This window comes from Streptomyces sp. HB132 (genome assembly GCF_016909575.1).
GTDB lineage: Bacteria > Actinomycetota > Actinomycetes > Streptomycetales > Streptomycetaceae > Streptomyces.
This window is the reverse complement of the sequence record NZ_JAFBGA010000004.1, coordinates 1-15,871: the sequence shown is the minus strand read 5'-3', so window position 1 is coordinate 15,871 and position 15,871 is coordinate 1. Positions and strand designations below refer to the sequence as shown.

13 protein-coding genes and 1 tRNA gene are annotated in these 15,871 nt (G+C 68.1%); 7 read left to right on the top strand and 7 right to left on the bottom strand.

Annotated features, from left to right (window positions below):
- The first annotated feature begins 50 nt into the window (after window positions 1–50).
- From JOC24_RS11005 to JOC24_RS10995, 3 genes are read left to right on the top strand one after another with little or no spacing between them, the layout of a single operon-like run.
- Entirely contained in the window at window positions 51–671 is a 621-nt protein-coding gene (locus JOC24_RS11005) for an ArsR/SmtB family transcription factor (protein ID WP_205020041.1), read from the top strand.
- Window positions 672–684: 13 nt separating this feature from the next.
- Entirely contained in the window at window positions 685–900 is a 216-nt protein-coding gene (locus tag JOC24_RS11000; RefSeq protein WP_205020040.1) for a hypothetical protein, read from the top strand.
- Between the two features lie 2 nt (window positions 901–902).
- Complete coding sequence (locus JOC24_RS10995) at window positions 903–2,222, top strand: MFS transporter (RefSeq protein WP_205020039.1); 1,320 nt, start codon at window positions 903–905, stop codon at window positions 2,220–2,222.
- On the opposite strand, the gene JOC24_RS10990 is transcribed toward JOC24_RS10995, so the two are convergent.
- Both JOC24_RS10990 and JOC24_RS10985 read right to left on the bottom strand, forming a co-directional pair.
- On the bottom strand, window positions 2,152–2,940 hold the full coding sequence (locus JOC24_RS10990) for a S16 family serine protease (RefSeq protein ID WP_205020038.1): 789 nt from the start codon (window positions 2,938–2,940) through the stop codon (window positions 2,152–2,154). The genes JOC24_RS10995 and JOC24_RS10990 overlap by 71 nt on opposite strands.
- Before the next feature lie 73 nt (window positions 2,941–3,013).
- Window positions 3,014–3,655, bottom strand: a complete 642-nt coding sequence (locus JOC24_RS10985) for an IclR family transcriptional regulator (protein WP_109881333.1) — start codon at window positions 3,653–3,655, stop codon at window positions 3,014–3,016.
- A 677-nt stretch (window positions 3,656–4,332) separates the two neighbouring features.
- Here JOC24_RS10985 and JOC24_RS10980 point away from each other — a divergent pair.
- Genes JOC24_RS10980 through JOC24_RS10970 form a run of 3 tightly spaced genes read left to right on the top strand, consistent with a single transcriptional unit; the run spans window position 4,333 to window position 7,759 of the window.
- Window positions 4,333–4,782: a hypothetical protein gene (locus JOC24_RS10980; protein ID WP_205020037.1), complete on the top strand. Its 450-nt coding sequence runs from the start codon at window positions 4,333–4,335 to the stop codon at window positions 4,780–4,782.
- A complete protein-coding gene (locus JOC24_RS10975) occupies window positions 4,782–7,070 on the top strand; it encodes a hypothetical protein (protein ID WP_205020036.1) in 2,289 nt (762 codons plus the stop codon). The genes JOC24_RS10980 and JOC24_RS10975 overlap by 1 nt, the downstream gene beginning before the upstream one ends.
- Window positions 7,071–7,072: 2 nt before the next feature.
- Complete coding sequence (locus JOC24_RS10970) at window positions 7,073–7,759, top strand: hypothetical protein (RefSeq protein WP_205020035.1); 687 nt, start codon at window positions 7,073–7,075, stop codon at window positions 7,757–7,759.
- 65 nt (window positions 7,760–7,824) lie between these two features.
- Here the strand turns inward: JOC24_RS10970 and JOC24_RS10965 are convergent, their stop codons facing one another.
- Window positions 7,825–9,606: a DEAD/DEAH box helicase gene (locus JOC24_RS10965; RefSeq protein WP_205020034.1), complete on the bottom strand. Its 1,782-nt coding sequence runs from the start codon at window positions 9,604–9,606 to the stop codon at window positions 7,825–7,827.
- A gap of 239 nt (window positions 9,607–9,845) precedes the next feature.
- Window positions 9,846–11,312, bottom strand: coding sequence for an MFS transporter (locus tag JOC24_RS10960; RefSeq protein WP_205020033.1), 1,467 nt, complete (start codon window positions 11,310–11,312; stop codon window positions 9,846–9,848).
- A 197-nt stretch (window positions 11,313–11,509) separates the two neighbouring features.
- On the opposite strand from JOC24_RS10960, the gene JOC24_RS10955 reads away from it, so the two are divergent.
- Window positions 11,510–11,584, top strand: a tRNA-Cys gene (locus tag JOC24_RS10955).
- 270 nt (window positions 11,585–11,854) lie between these two features.
- On the opposite strand, the gene JOC24_RS33125 is transcribed toward JOC24_RS10955, so the two are convergent.
- The 3 genes from JOC24_RS33125 to mycP all read right to left on the bottom strand — a co-directional run bounded on the left by JOC24_RS33125 (window position 11,855) and on the right by mycP (window position 14,681).
- Window positions 11,855–12,247, bottom strand: coding sequence for a polysaccharide deacetylase family protein (locus tag JOC24_RS33125; RefSeq protein WP_239580302.1), 393 nt, complete (start codon window positions 12,245–12,247; stop codon window positions 11,855–11,857).
- Window positions 12,248–12,395: 148 nt separating this feature from the next.
- Complete coding sequence (locus JOC24_RS10945; RefSeq protein WP_205020032.1) at window positions 12,396–12,938, bottom strand: hypothetical protein; 543 nt, start codon at window positions 12,936–12,938, stop codon at window positions 12,396–12,398.
- A 411-nt stretch (window positions 12,939–13,349) separates the two neighbouring features.
- Window positions 13,350–14,681 carry a type VII secretion-associated serine protease mycosin gene (gene mycP / locus JOC24_RS10940; protein ID WP_239580331.1) on the bottom strand — a complete coding sequence of 444 codons (1,332 nt, stop codon included), beginning with the start codon at window positions 14,679–14,681 and terminating at the stop codon, window positions 13,350–13,352.
- Window positions 14,682–15,871 lie beyond the last annotated feature (1,190 nt).

Sequence of the window (15,871 nt, the reverse complement as noted above, 5' to 3'; positions counted from 1 at the left end):
TATGCAAAGAACATGTTGCAAAGCAGTCTTTGCAACTTTACAGTCGGGGCATGTCACCGAACGAGCCCGAGGACCGGCCCACTCCCTACGCGGACGACCCGCGGATCCGCCACATCGACGCCCGCAGCCTCCGCGGACTCGCACACCCCTTGCGCATGCGGCTCCTGAACGCCCTGCGGGAGTTCGGCCCCGCCACCGCCTCCGGGCTCGCCGACCGGCTCGGTGAGTCCAGCGGAGCGACCAGCTACCACCTGCGCCAGCTCGCGGCGTTCGGCTTCGTCGAGGACGACCCGGAACGCGGCAAAGGGCGCGAGCGGTGGTGGAAGGCGCGCCACTCGGGCACGGCCTTCGGGGACGACATGACGGGCTTCATGCAGCACGCGGATCCCGAGGTGCGCGGCGCCATCGGGGTCGTCCTCCACGAACTCGCGACCACGCACGCCCAGGAGCTGAACACCTGGCTCGGGACGATGCGCGAATGGCCCGAGGAGTGGCTGCGCAGCTGGGACGTCAGCGATTTCAAGGTGCGCCTCACCCCCGAGCTCTCCCTGGAGCTCGCGGAGAAGATCCACGACCTGGTGAACAGCTACCGGGGCCGCGTCCCCGACGACACCGAGGGTTCGGCGGTCGTCCGCACCCATCTGCACATCTTCCCGCGCCCCACCGACTAGAGGGGATCACCTCGTGCACAGCGACAACCATCACCTGCTCCACGCCTGCCGCGCCGCCGAACTCCGCCGTGAAGCTGCGGAGTTCGCCCTCGCCCGCACCGCACCGCGCCGCCGCACGGGCTGGACGGCGACCGACCTCCGCCGACGCGCAGGCTGGACGATGATCGAGCTGGGCCTGCGGCTCGCGCAGACCGGGCCGACCCCCACCGGCGCTGCGCGAACGGCCTGACGGTGGACGAAGGGAGACCGCCGGCGCGGCGCACACCGCTCGCGGCCGTTCTGACGGCCAACTCGATCTCAACCGCAGGCACTTCACTGACCCTCATCGGCGTACCGTGGTTCGTCCTGGAGACCACGGGGAGCGCGGGGCGGGCCGGTGTGGTCGCTTTCTGCGCGACCCTGCCCATCGTCGTCGCCGCCCTGGTCGGCGGACCCGTCATCGACCGGCTGGGGCGGCGGCGCGTCGCCGTCGCCTCGGACGCGGTCTGCGGCGCGACCGTCGCCGCCGTTCCCCTGCTGCAGTACGCGGGCGCACTCGAGTTCTGGATGCTGTGCGCGCTGATGGCGCTGAACGGCCTGGCTCACACCCCCGGCAACACCGCGCGCTACGTCCTGGTGCCCGACCTCGCCGAGCACGCGGGCACCACCCTCGCCCGTGCCGCCAGCCTGTTCGACGCGGTGTCACGCGGCGCCCGCATGGTCGGCGCCGCGCTGGCGGGCGTACTGATCGCCGTGGCGGGCGCCGAGACCGTGCTCCTGCTGGACGCCGCCACCTTCGCACTCTCCGCCCTGCTGGTGGCGGCAGGCGTACGCGGGGTCCGCGCGGCCGAGCCCCGCAAGACCGCGGCCCCGGTCTCACTGCGCACCTACCGCGCCGAACTCAAGGAGGGCTACGCCTACTTGCTGGGCAACCGGCTACTGCTCGCCGTCGTCGTCATGGTGATGTTCATGAACGGCACGGACCAGGGCTGGAACGCGGTCCTGCTGCCCGTGCACGCCGAGGGGGAGCTTGGCGGTTCCACCGATCTCGGCCTCCTCACCGCGCTGTTCGGCGCGGGCGGGCTGACGGGCGCACTGCTGTACGGCTCCGTGGGCCACCGCTTCTCACGTCGGACGGTGTTCGCGGTGTGTGTGGTGCTGTGCGGCGCGCCGAGATTCGTGGTCGCCGCACTGACCGGCACGACGCTGCCGCTCGCGGTCACGATGGTGCTGGGCGGAATCGCCGGCGGCATGCTCAACCCGATCCTGACGACGGTGACGTACGAACGCGTCCCCGAGGAACTGCGCAGCAGGGTGTCGGGGGCGCTCACCGCGGGCTGCGAGCTCGCCATGCCCGTGGGCGGGCTGGCCGCAGGCCTGCTGGTCGAGGGCATGGGCGCGACGGGGGCACTGCTGGCGATGGGCGGCGTGTACTTCCTGGCCACGCTGAGTCCACTGGTCTTCCCCGCGTGGCGCGGGATGGAGGGACCGGAGCCGCGGGTCAGCAGCTCGGGATCTTGCCACCCTGGTCCAGGGCCCGCAGCGAGGACACAGCGCTCGTCAGCGTCGTGACGGGGATCAGCCGCAGGCCGTCGGGCCGCTCGGCCTGCGCCTGGTTGCACTCGGCCTTCGGGACGAGGAAGACGGTGGCACCGTCGCGCCGGGCGGCCTGTGTCTTGAGGGAGACCCCTCCGACGGCGCCGACGGCGCCGTCGGCCTCGATCGTCCCTGTACCGGCGACGGTGCGGCCACCGGTCAGATCGCCGCCGGAGCCGTTGCCGGCCAGTTTGTCGATGATGCCGAGCGAGAAGAAGAGGCCCGCGCTGGGACCGCCGACGTCGGCGAGGTGGAGGGTGATGTCCACCGAACCGGGCTTCTTGTCGAGGTAGTTCAGGGCAGCGTCGACGGCTACGTTCTGCGACTTCTCCATGTCCTGGAGGTTGTGCTGTTCGATCTCCTTCTCCGAGCCGCCGGTCGGATAGACGGAGTCGCGCGGCATGACCGCTCGGTCCGTCCTGAACCAGCTGTCCACCACGTCGCCAAGGCCGACGTCGGCCGTGGGCGCGGTCGCGAGGATCGTCGTCATCCGCAGCTCACCGTCGGTGGTGCGGGTGGGCGTGCCCTTGATGGTGATGACCTGCTTCCCCTGGCTGTCCCCCAGGACGTCGGCGGTGGTGCCGGGCTGCGCCACGGTGAACGGCAGCGGCGCGAAGGCCGCCGTGCCGAACAGCGCGAGGACGGGCAGCGCGCAGAGGGCGAGAGCGCGGGGACGGGAGAGACGAATGGCCACCCACCCAATCTATCCGCCACCAGGCGCCGGATCCGACCGCCCCGGCACCACGGGGTCACCGGTGCGGCCGGGCCTAACGCAGCGCGTCGGCGACCTCACGGGCTGCGTCGAGGACCCGCGGACCGACCCGCTCCGGTACGGCGTCCGCGAGCATCACCACGCCCACACTGCCCTCCACACCGGACACGCCGACCAGCGGTGCCGCAGCCCCGCAGGCACCGGCTTCGAGCTCACCCTGGGTGAGGGTGTAGCCGGGATGGTCGACCGTCTTCTGCCGGGCGGTGAGGATCGCCCGGCCCGCCGCGCCCCTGTCCAGGGAGTGGCGGAAGCCGGCCCGGTAAGCCACGTGGTAATCGGTCCAGGTCGGCTCCACCACGGCCACCGCGAGCGCGTCCGAACCGTCGACGAGCGTGAGGTGGGCGGTGGCCCCTATGTCCTCGGCCAGGGACCGCAGCGCGGGCAGTGCCGCCTCCCTGACGAGCGGGTGCACCTGGCGACCCAGACGCAGTACGCCCAGCCCCACCCTGGCCCGGCCCCCCAGGTCACGCCGGACGAGCGCGTGCTGTTCCAGGGTGGCGAGCAGTCGGTAGACCACGGTGCGGTTGACGCCGAGTTTGTTCGACAACTCGGTGACGGTCAGGCCGTGATCGGTATCGGCGAGCAGTTTGAGGACGCGCAGTCCCCGGTCGAGCGTCTGCGAAGTCTCCGCGGTCACGACGCCCTCTCCCTCGTGGTGAGCGGGGCGGTTGTCTCCGGGATACCGACGCCGGTCCCGCGGCGACGCACCGAGAGGCCGCCGACTGGCCATGGCACCGGCTGCGCTCCGCGGCCACACTGCCACGGGGCGTTCATTGTTTCCGGGAGATTAGCGAGCGGGTCCGCTCAGCGGAAGACCTCGTCCAGAATCCGGTCGCCCTCCAGGACGGCCCGGCATAACCGCCGGTCAGAGGCGGACCGTCCGGAACGCGAACATCTACGCGCGTCCAGGTCGGGTGACGCGGCAACGACGCTCTGTGCATGAGACGTGAACGATTGTTAACTCACCGTAAAATAAAGTGCCGAAAGTTCACCCCTCCCCGGCGCCCGCCACGCCTGCGCGCGCCCCCACCTGACCGGAGTCGGGCGCAGCCCGGGGCAGAAGAGGGGAGCCAGGGCCGACGCACGACAGTCGGGCGTCACTCGCCGTGACGGAAGCCCTCTCGGGGCTTCGCGCTCTCACCCGCTTCCATCACCGGCGCTGCAGTTCTTCCATGCACCACCTTCGATTGATCATTCCGGTCCGTGGTCAACTCCCACGGCAACTGCCGGACCCAATAGGTAGGTTGGGTTGCCAGTTGCCCGCAACACGAGGGCATGGGGAATGGTGGACAACCACGGGGAGGATCACCACAAATGGCGTGGGACGAATGGGAACAGCTGAAATCCGAGGCGGCGGGGAGGGGTCCCGCACAGATGCAGTTGAACCAGCTGCCACCTGAAGCGGGCGGAGGGCCACAGCCTCAAGGTGACCTGAAGGTCAACCAGCAGGACCTGGCCGCCATCGGCAATTCCGCGTACAGGCTGTACGGCGATCTGGAGAAGGCCGGCGACCACGCCCGCGCCTCAACTCAGAAGGCCGCAGGAACCCTGAAGACGCAGACGTTCGCCCTGGGTGGGGCCCTTGACCACGTGGCCTCTCGCTGGATCGACCAGGTCCGATCCTTGATGGATGCCTGCGCCCACATCTCCAACCACCTCGACTACACCAAGGGCGCCCACGCCGGCGACGAGGTCTACATCGCCACGGTGGTCAGCAACATCGACACCCTGGACAAGGGCTTCGACGAAAGGTCCGGCAGCTGATGGATCTCGACTCCTTGCGCTTCGCGAACTTCTCCGACCTGGACGCCGCGATCACTGACTGGGAACAGATGGCCGCCAGGCTCAAGGTTCTCCAGGGCGACGCGAAGGACGACCTCGCAGTCAAGGCCGGCAAAGCGGACTGGGCCGGCGAAAACGCAACAGTCACCCGCGCTTTCGTGGACAAGACAGCAGGCGAGTTCGCCGATGCCCACACCCAGGCTGAAACGATCAAGAAAATCGTCTCGGACACCCGTGGCGAACTGGTCGCCTATCGCACCCAGCTGAACACGGCCATCGAACGCGGTCTGAAGAACAGCCTCATCGTGCGTGACACGGGCGAGGGCTCCTTCACCGTAAGTGCCCGCCCTGATTCGGCGGCAAAGGCCGGCACGGCACCCGAGCCCACCCAGCAGGACGTCGATGTGTTCCGGAACGAAATCCAGAACATCATGAAAAAGGCCACGGAGAGCGACACCTCGGCGGCAAAGGTGCTCACGCTCCTGGTTGACCAGGCCAAGCACGGCTTCTCCGACGCCAGCTACGCGGACCGGGACTCGGCGGCCAAGGCTGTGGCGGAGGCGGAGGAGATCGCCGAGATCCTCAAGAAGGATCCGCACGACGTCACGCTGACCGAGCTGAACAGCGTCAACACCACCCTGGCCGCCTACAAGAACGACCCGCTCTTCGCCGAGCGCTTCGCCACTCAGGTGGAACCGAAGAAACTCCTCGAGTTCTACGCAGGAGTTGCCGACCCGTACCAGGGCATGGGGAGGGACCCCAAGTTCCACGAACAGGCGAAGAAGCTCCAGAAGAACCTCGGCATCACGCTGGGCACGGCCACGCTCTCCGACAGCGCCAAGATGCAGGGCTGGGAGGAGAAGATGGTGAAGCTGGGCCCGGGCAGGCTCGGCATCGACGACGCCGGCGACCCCACGGGCTTCGGAGTCATGAGCAACCTCATGCGATTCGGCGACTACGACGACCAGTTCCTCAACTCCTACGGCGACAAGCTCATCGCGTACGACAAGGAACGCAACGTCGAGGACATGAGCCCCTGGGTCAACAACTGGAACAGCGGCGACCTCAACTTCTACGGCAAGCACGATCGTGGCCGCGACCCGATGACGGGCTTCATGGAGGCCCTGGGCCACAACCCTGACGCCTCCACCCAGTTCTTCGCACAGCCCGAGGGCGCAGGGAAAGCGGTCGACAAGGACGGTGAGATCAACGAGCACCTCAAGTACCTCACCCAGGACCGCATCTGGCTCGCGGACCCGACGCTCGACGGCAACAGCAAGATCAACGCCGGCAAGGACTCGCTGGGCCACGCGCTGGAGTCCGCCACCACCGGTTACGCGTACGACTCCGACCCGATGACCGGCAAGGACCCCCTGCACCCCGGCAGCGGGGACCACCGCACGGCGGCGACGGCAGGGGTCATGGAGCAGGTGGCGTACCTGTACGGGAGCGAGAAGGGCCCCGAGATGCTGCACAAGCAGTCGGAGCTCGCGGACAGCCTGGGCAAGATGGGCGCGGCGTACATCGACGACATCGACTACAGCCTGTCGGGGATCGGAGACCATGCCAAGGACGACGGCGCCTTCCCCGCGAAGTACGCGGGGCGGGCGAACTTCGGTAATGAGGGTGCCGTCAACTTCCTCAGCGTGCTGGGCCAGAACGAGACGTCCCACGGAGTCGTCTCAGCGGCGCAGCACCTTTACACCCTCAGCGCGCTGGACGCGTTCCCGGCAACCAGCGAAGCGAACATCGACAACGCTCACGACGCCATGACAACGGGTGCCGAGGCACGGGGGATCCTGGACCACTCGCGCGTGCAGCAGGCCGAAACGACGTACAAGGATGACGCCGAACAGGCCAACAAGTCTCTCGGGCGCTCCGGGGACTGGGTCAAGCTGGGCGCCGGAGTGGTCGTCGGAGGCGGAATCGCAGCCATCCCCCTGCCCGGTTCCACTGCCGCCGCACTCGTGGTCGCCCCCATGGCAGCCGACACTGTCGGCGACATGGTGAACACGTTCATCGGCCACGAGGTCGACAAAAGCATCGACGACGCGGAGCAGGACGCCACCGAGAAGTCGCAGATGACAAGCCAGGAGTTCTACAACAAGGGGACCGAGCAACTCGGCAGCACCTACGAGGCATACCTGAAGGAGAATCCCAAGCTGGGAGATTCGACAGATTTCCGGGACTGGACACAGGACATCGAGAACGGCTACGACCTGGGATCAAGTCAGAACGACTACCGCGGGCGTGCCCCGTACAAGGGCTGATCATGCGACGAAGGGTCATGAAGGTGAAGGAGTCCGACTCGATGGGGTCGACGGCTCGCCTGGCTCTGACCGGAGCACTGGTCGTCATCGTGGTCTCCGGATGCAGCAACGCCGGACCTGAGCAGCCGAAGGGGCTCTCCCCGTCCCAGATCTGCGACGGGGCCCTGGGGCCCGTGGGTGCACCCGCGCTGGAACGCATCAGCGGGACGGACCGTTTCACGGAACTCGACGGCTCCAACGGGAACGGCGATCCGAATGCATTCTCCCTGCCACTCGCCGCAAAGCGTCTCCATGACGACCTGAGTGACCGCAACCAGTGCCAGCCGTACAAGGTCGACAGGGACTTCCCGGTGCTCACCATCGACTTCGAGGCGAGGGACAGCCATTCAGATCCGACGAAGGTGTCCACGGACGATCTGTCGGTCTATCCCCTGGGCCGATTCGCGGTCACTCATCGAGGCGGCGGTGCCACTCTGGTCTTCTCCTGCTCCACGAAGGGAGACGGAGAGGGAAGCACTCCGTATGTAAGGGCAAGACTCACCGTGACAAAGGGCCAGGTCGCGCCTGACAGTACGGACAAGGACCAAATCGCCGTGCTCACTGCCGTGTCTCGCGCCATGGCCGAGGAGCTCGGCTGCGCCACGCAGGCGAAGCTGCCCTCCGAGGTTCCGGACGCCCTGACTGGATGACAGCGAGGCCCCGGTGCACGGACGGATCGCGCCGTCCGCGCACCAGGGCCTCCAGGGCGCCCGGCTCAGCGCATCCGCGTGGCCCACTCCTGGACCTTCTTGATCCGGTCCTGGATCTGCCCGGCCGTGGCCTCCGCACTCGGCGGGCCGCCGCACACCCTCCGCAGTTCGGTGTGGATCACCCCGTGCGGCTTGCCGCTCTGGTGCGTGTACGCCGACACCATCGTGTTGAGCTGCTTGCGCAGCTCCAGCAGCTTCTTGTGCGTGACGACCGGCCGCTCCTCCGCGGCCTTCTCCAGTAGGTCGGCCTCCGCGGCCGGCTTCTGGCGGCTGTGCGCGATCTGCCGGGTCTGCCGCTTCTGGAGCAGCAGCTGCACCTGGTCGGGCTCCAGGAGGCCCGGGATGCCCAGGTAGTCCTGCTCCTCCTCGCTCCCCGGGTGTGCCTGCATACCGAATTCGGCACCGTCGTAGAGCACCCGGTCGAAGACCGCGTCGGACTCCAGTGCCTCGAAGGGCAGCTGGTCCTCGGTCTCCTCGTCCTCGAGCTTCTCCGCGTCGGCGAGGAGCTGGTCCTCCTCGGCGAAGGGGTTCTCCTCGTCGCTGCCCTTCTTCGGCTTGTCGAGAACGTGGTCGCGCTCGACCTCCATCTCGTTCGCGAAGTCGAGCAGCATCGGGATGGTCGGCACGAAGACGGAGGCCGTCTCACCCCGGCGCCTCGACCGTACGAAACGGCCGACGGCCTGGGCGAAGAAGAGCGGCGTCGAGATGGTCGTCGCGTACACGCCGACCGCGAGCCGGGGTACGTCGACGCCCTCCGAGACCATCCGGACCGCGACCATCCAGCGCGAACCGTCCTGGCTGAACTTGTCGATGTTCTTGGACGCGGCCTTCTCGTCGGAGAGGACCACCGTCGGCTTCTCACCGGTGACCGACTTGAGGATCTTGGCGTACGCGCGCGCCGACTCCTGGTCCGTCGCGATGACGAGCCCACCCGCGTCCGGAATGCCCTTACGGACCTCGGTCAGCCGCTTGTCGGCGGCGGACAGCACGTTGGGGATCCAGTCGCCCGTGGGCGACAGCGCGGTGCGCCAGGCCTGGCCGATGGCGTCCTTCGTCATCGGCTCCCCGAGCCGGGCCGCGATCTCGTCCCCGGCCTTGGTGCGCCAGCGCATGTTGCCGCTGTAGCTGAGGAAGATCACGGGCCGGACGACCCCGTCGGCGAGCGCGTTGCCGTAGCCGTAGGTGTAGTCGGCCGAGGAACGGCGGATGCCGTCGTTGCCCTCCTCGTACGCCACGAACGGGATCGGGTTGGTGTCGGACCGGAACGGCGTACCGGTGAGCGCGAGCCGCCGCGTCGCCGGGTCGAACGCCTCCTGGCATGCCTCGCCCCAGGACTTCGAGTCGCCGGCGTGGTGGATCTCGTCGAGGATCACGAGGGTCTTGCGCTGCTCGCACCGGTTGCGGTGCAGCATCGGGCGCACGCCGACACCGGCGTACGTGATCGCGACCCCGTGGTACTCCTTGCTCACCGGTCCGGCGCTGTACTCGGGGTCGAGCTTGATGCCTATGCGGGCGGCGGCCTCCGCCCACTGCTTCTTGAGGTGCTCGGTGGGCGCCACGACGGTGATCTGCTGCACCACGTGGTGGTGCAGCAGCCATGAGGCGAGGGTCAGCGCGAAGGTGGTCTTCCCGGCGCCGGGCGTCGCGACCGCGAGGAAGTCGCGCGGCTGGTCCTGGATGTATCTCTCCATCGCACCCTGCTGCCAGGCGCGCAGCTTCCCGGCGGTCCCCCAGGGGGCGCGGCCGGGAAAGGCGGGTGAGAGGTGGTGGGAGGCGGTAGTAGTCACGGTCTCCGGTTCGGGGCACTCGGGTACGTGGGGCCTGTCCGTACGGGCTGGAAGCAGTCCGTACGCGATACGACAACCGGGCCACCCTACCGGCGGGCGGGACGGAACCCCGTACGAATCCGCCGTGCCTCGGCACTGCTGAGACCCGCTTCACAGGAGGCAGTTACTTCGCGAACCCGGGCAACCGCTCCGCGATCTTGGTCATGTCCAGCGCACCTTGGCACACCGCCCACGCGGTGCTACACGTCCGTCCGTACCCGCGTGGCCACCCACACGCCCACCAGCGCGACCGCCGCCATCGGCAGGAAGACCACGGTGAAGGCCCCCGGATGTGCTGCAACCGCGCCGCCGCCCACAGCCCCGTGGGCCGCCGCGCCCACCGCGCCGCCGCCGAGCGCGGCGAACGCCGCACCACCCGCGGCGAGCAGCAGCGCGTTGGACAGCCCGTCCGAGATCTGGAGCGCGGCCGAGTTCGCCCCCGCCTCCTCCGGTGCCGACAGCTTCAGCAGCAGCACGCTCGTCGAGGCGATCACCATGCCCATGCCGAAGCAGCCGACCCCCCAGACCACGGCCAGGGTCCACACCGGTACCGCCTCGATCAGCACGCTCGGGGCGGCGACGATCGACAGGGTCACCAGCACCATGCCCGCCGTCATCAGCGCACCCCGGTGCGGCTCCAGCCGGGGCCGGGCCAGTACGTACGATCCGAGCGCCCAGGTCAGCCCGCCGGCGGCCAGGGACAGGCCGGCCATCGTCGGGGACAGACCGCGCTGGGTCACGAGCATCAGGGGGACGAAGGACTCGGCGACGATGAAGGAGCCGGCCGATATCCCCCGCAGCAGGATCACCGCGGGCAGCCCCCGCGCGGCCCGTACGGTCCCGGGGGGCAGCAGTCCGCGCACGGCGGGGACGAGCAGCGCGGCACCGGCCAGCGCCGGGACCAGCGAGAGCCACCGCAGCTCCTGCCCGGCGTACTGGAGCAGCCCGGCACCCGCCGAGATCCCGAGCGCGAGCCGGATGCGGCGCCCGTCGAACGGCTCCGCCGCCGCCCGCGCGTCCGCCGGCCCGCCCGCCATCCGCCGGATCGCGGGCAGCGCGAGGCCCAGCGGCAGGAGGATGAGGACCGGGATGCCGACGAAGACCCAGCGCCACCCGAGGTGTTCCGTCACAGTCCCCGAGGCGAGTGGCCCGACGACGGACGGGACGATCCAGGCCGCCGAGAACGCCGCCATGATGCTCGGCCGGATCCGCTCCGGGTAGGCCCGCCCGATGACCACGTACAGCGCCACGATCACGAGCCCGCCGCCGACGCCCTGGACGGCCCGCCCCAGGATGAACGTCCACATGTTCCCTGCGGTCCCGGAGAGCAGCAGCCCCACCCCGAACGCCCCGATCCCCGTCGCGAGCGGAGCGAGCGGCCCGCGCCGGTCGGCCCACTGCCCGGACAGCACCATGGCGAAGAGGCTGGTGGTGAAGTACGCGGAGAAGGCGAACGCGTAGAGCGGGATGCCGTGCAGTTCCCTGGCCGCGACCGGCATCGCGGTGCCGACGGCGGTGGCCTCGAAGGCGATGAGCAGGACGACGGAGACGATGCCGATGCTGAGCGCCCGGTGGGTCCGCCCGAGAACGCCTTCCGCCGGTTCGACGGCAGTGGTCTCGACGAGGGCGGCGGTGACCTCGGCGTCATGGGGTTCCAGGGCAGTCATGAGCCCCAGCGTAAGGGTCGTCGCAGCGGGTGACCCCTGTCGGTGGGCGGTATCGGGCCGGTCCCTTGGTCGTAGGACCACGGCTCGCCCGGACGGTGAACGTGAACGCGGTATGGCAGTCGTATTGCGCCGCGCGCGCGGCCCTTGAGCCGGGTCGCAGCTGCCCCGTACGGTCGACAGCAGATCAAGAAACGCACGGCCGTGTGCCCGAGTGGTTCAGGGGCTCGACTGCAACTCGAGTTACACCGGTTCGAATCCGGTCACGGCCTCCAGCGGAGGACCCGAAAGGGTACGGCCACCCCATGGCGCGGGGGCGGCCGTTCCCTTGTACCCAGGACGCTATTTCGGCGTGAGTACGGGGATCTCCGGCAGCCCGCCGTTGTTCTCGCAGTCGAGTTCCTTCACCAGCTTGAGCGTCATCGCATGCAGAATCTGCATGTTCATATTGCGGTACTCACGCGTATCGGGCGCATCGCTCTTCCCCCGCCCGAAACCGCCCTGGATCCGCAACGGCGTCTTGTCCGACCCGTCCAACTGAGGGCTTACGCATTCGAAGTAAAGCGATGCACCCCCCCCCGCCTCACCGAAGACTGCAAACCCATGGTGTACAGCTCGCCACCGGCCGGAAGACGCTCGTCCTCCACATCCTGCGGGGCGTACATGGAGAACAAGATGCCCGCTTCATCACCCAGGCCCCCTCCCTTCGGATCGGGTTCACACAGGTGTGCTCCGCCAGCCCACGAACGTCCGGACGCATAACCCTCCTTGAGGGCCGCCACGACCTTCTCCATGCCCTTTCCGTTCGCCCAGGCGAAGACCGTCTTCCCCGTCACCTTTTCGAGCATCTCCGCCAGTGGGCCGGCGAACAGACCGCCGCACACCTCATCGGCCCCGACGAACTGCGGGTGCTCCTCCTCGCCGGAGCCGCATGCCACGCCTCCAGCCCCCAACGCCAAGACCGCTCCCACGGCTGTCAGCAATCGCCGGACCCTCTCGCACTCACTTCTCTTGTCTCGAGTTCGGTTCATCCCCATCCGTCCGCTCACCACCATCCGTTGCCCCCGACGGGGCCGTACGCACAGATCAGGCCTCGGGCCCGGCGCCTTGGGCCCGCGCACGAAGGTTCCCGTCTTGATATCCGACGAGCCTGGATACATGCAGGTCCTCGACCAACGAGCCCTTCGTCCTGGCTTCCAACTTGTCGATCTCTTCTTTGTGACGCGACACGAAATCTTCGACCGGCGTCTCCGTGTAGACCTCTCCAGCGGTGTACACGGCATATTTTTCTGTGTCGTTGAGATCGTCCATCTTCTCTTTGTTCTCGTCGATCACTTTCTCGCCCATGCCCCCCAGCACATCTCCCATGACCTGCTCGACGGCTCCAGTTGCCGTGTCGGTGAAAATGGGTACCAGGAGTGCGCCAGCGCCGATGACCGGGGCGGCGGGCAGGAAGAATGCAGCTGTCGCCACTCCGGCGCCGAGGGCCGCGGTGCTACCGAACTCCATCCATCCAGCACGCTTTTCTGCCGCTTTCTCGTAATCCTCGTGGGTCTTGAGGTTCGTCGCCTCGATCTGGTCCGCGCGGGCCTGATCCAGGATCCCCTGCGCCCCGGATCCGATCCTCACTGCCCTTCGAGCATCCCCCGTGTCAATGTCGCCGTCGGCATTTACCTGCGCCAAGGGCGTGACGGCCCGGGGACATGGCATCCACCTACTGAGGAGCTATGACGTGACCCAGACCAGTCGCCCGCGACTGCTGCCCTGGTGCGGGGCGGACGGACAACCGGCCCTCCTGCCGCGCATAGCCACCTTTCACGCCTGGCCGACAGCATCGAAACTACGCAACTCGACACGGGAAGGGAGGTCCTCCGTCTCTCCCGCACCATGATCCGAAGGCTCGAACGCCCCACGGCGGATGAGCTGTTCTACGTAAGTCAGCGGCTCGCGGAGTGCTTGACCGATGCCCTCCGCGTCGCCGACAGTCGCGGCCTCAGGCTTCCCGGGTACAAAGCCTGAAGGGCTGTCGCCCTTGCGGATTCAGACGGTGGGACCTTGGCCTGGAGGGCCGCCGTACGGTGCGCCGGGTCCGGAAGCACCGGGAGGGGGCCCGTACGACGGGTACGGGGGCTGCGGTTGCTGCTGATAGCCGTGCGGCGGCTGGTACGGGTGCGAGACAGTGCGGGTGGCGCTTCGACGGCGGGAGCGGACGACCATGACTGCCACTGCAGCGCCGATGAGGGCGGCCGCACCGATGCCCAGGCCGACCCAGAGGGCGGTGTTGCTACTGCTGTCGTCGGGCGCGGGTGCAGCCGCCGGCTTGCCGCTCTCTTCGGAATCCTCGGGACCACCAGCGGCCTGGGACGGCTCTGCGGAGGGCGTCGGGGACTCGGCCGCAGCGAGATCCGGGAGCGGGTACTCATCTGCGGGGCCCGGGTCGCCAGGGGTCTTCAGCGCAATCCGGGGGCGGACGATGCCGTAACCGATGTCATCCGCACGCTCCTCACCGGTCGTGGGGCCACCGGCCGTATTGAGCAGTACCCGAAGGACCTGGTTGTTGGTCCAGTCCGGGTACTTGGACCAGATAAGCGCGGCGGAGGCGGAAGCCAGGGCGGACGCATCACTGGTCCCGTGCGACTCGCAGAATCCTGATGGTCCGCCACAGGCATGAATCATTTCCTCGCCAGGTGCCGTGAGATCTACCTGCGGACCGTACTGAGATTCCTCTGTCCTCTTAAGGTCCCGCCCAATGGCACCCACCCCCACTACGCCAGGCGTGCCAGCCGGGTATTCGGTCACGTTCGCAGCATCACCACTATTTCCAACAGCCGCAAAAACGAGCGCACCCGCACCCAGGGCATAGCTGACAGCATCTTCCAACTGCCGCGAATTGGTCGTCACTCCCAGTGAAATGTTGACAACCTTGGCGCCGTGGTCAACGGCATATCGAATAGCTTTTGGGATATTCGCATGGAACCGCTCGTCGGCGGAATCTTGATTCGCAGCCCTGGTGGCGTCAGGAATGCGGATGGGGAGAATTTTCGCCTCGGGCGCCAACCCGAAAGCCCCATAACCCCCTCCGGCCTTTCCTGTTCCAGCGATAATGCCAGCGATCCCCGTCCCGTGACCGCTGTAATCCTCAAGCTCGCTTCCAGGCGCATCGTGCTCCAGATTCAGCCCCTTGAGCACCTGTCCGTCAAGGTCAGGATTCGTTGCATCCACGCCTGTGTCGATAACGGCAACGGTGACACCTGCGCCAGCACTCGTTTCCCACATCTTCTCGGCCTTCATCGCATCCAGGTGCCACTGCTCGGAACGGGCCGAATCAGAATGCGCGGGTGTCGCGATCCCCCCGGTCAGCAGAATCCCCATCACCGCAGGGACAATGACTCGCCGGGTAACTCCCACATCACTAATGCTAGTAAGCATCCGATTCCTTTGCCGTTTCCTGCAGCTCAGTCGATGATTGGCGGAACACCCCGCGGACGGCCCCGGAGCCACGTTTCCTCATCCTCAACGAGATAGTCCGGCCGTTCGCCCTCATCGCGACGCGGCTGTCCCGGCCTCTGAGGGGTAATGGCGCCCCCACGTCCTGCCTGGCCAGCCCGAACACCTTCTGCAGGCGCCGCGCCGCGCACCAAGCCGGTGCCCCCTGAGGTGAAAGGGCGACCGGATGCGCGCCCCGTCTGCTGGGGACGACCGCCCACCACTCCACCGGACTCGCCTGTGAGGCGGCGGCCCCCGACGTTGCCACCCCGTGCGCCTCCGGCACCTCCCGTTCCTGCGCCCTGCCCCATCGGCGCGCGACCGGCATGCGCCCCTTCTCCACCGACCACGGTGCCACGAGGGAGACCGTCTCGGACGGGGGCCTGCACGGCAGGGCGGCCGCCTACGATTCCGCTGTCACGTGGAGGCCGATTACTCCCTCCGACGCCAGAATTTCCCCAACTGGAGGTCGGAACAGGCGGACGTGTGCTTCCAACTGGCCTGCCACCACCTGTCACCGGTGAGACGGCGAAGCGGCCTCCACCCAGGCCGGGCGCTACGACGTGCGCTGTCGACGGCAGACCGACTTCACTCCTACCGCTACTCGCGCTGGGAGGAATCGCCGAGGGGTTCGACGGAGCATCTGGCAACGCAGTGGCTCCGGCGATTTCCATTTCGACAGCCTCTGGCACAGAGGCACTCTCCGGATGAATGGGCGCGGAACCGGTGTGTCCCGGCGGTGCGGCTGCAACCTCCACCGTACGTCCGCCCGGCCCAGTTGCCGTCGCATACGTCGGCGCTCCGCCACCCACAGGCGGGGCCCCGAACTCACGCCCGGCACTCCCGTACCTCGTGCCCTCCTCAGGCGGCACAATCGCCCCCGGCGGAGGCGGGAACGCCGGCTTCTCCAGGGAGTCCAACTGCGAGGCCGACAGTGCGTACGACTGCGCCAGCTTCCGCATCTGCGCCGCCGCCTCCTGACGGTTCGACTCCTTGGCGGCGAGCAGGGTCTCCAGGGACTTCTTCTCGACCGCCGACGCGTCCGGGTCGTTCCGCGCCGCCTTCGCCGCGTCCAG